The organism is Cohnella sp. GbtcB17 (assembly GCF_019091135.1).
Lineage (GTDB): Bacteria > Bacillota > Bacilli > Paenibacillales > Paenibacillaceae > Cohnella.
This window is the reverse complement of the sequence record NZ_JAGXJW010000592.1, coordinates 1-228: the sequence shown is the minus strand read 5'-3', so window position 1 is coordinate 228 and position 228 is coordinate 1. Positions and strand designations below refer to the sequence as shown.

The window sequence follows — 228 nt, the reverse complement described above, 5'->3', positions numbered from 1 at the left end:
TACAAGAGAAACGAGGGAAACGAGCCAAGACCGTACGCAGAGACCCAGCGCCTCGTCCAGCACGGCAAAAGGCAGATCATGGGCGGCTGGTACCTGCAGCCGGATTGCAACATGCCGACGGGCGAATCGCTCGTCAGGCAGATTCTGCTCGGCAAGCAGTATTTCAAGGAAAAGTTCGGACAGGCACCGACGGCCGCGAGCAACTCCCACTCCTTCGGCCATCCGAGG

1 protein-coding gene is annotated in these 228 nt (G+C 60.1%); it reads left to right on the top strand.

All coding sequences use genetic code 11. The features are described from left to right. Window positions 1–228: glycoside hydrolase family 38 N-terminal domain-containing protein (locus tag KVT38_RS34540; RefSeq protein WP_217598177.1), on the top strand; the 228-nt coding region annotated here is incomplete at both ends.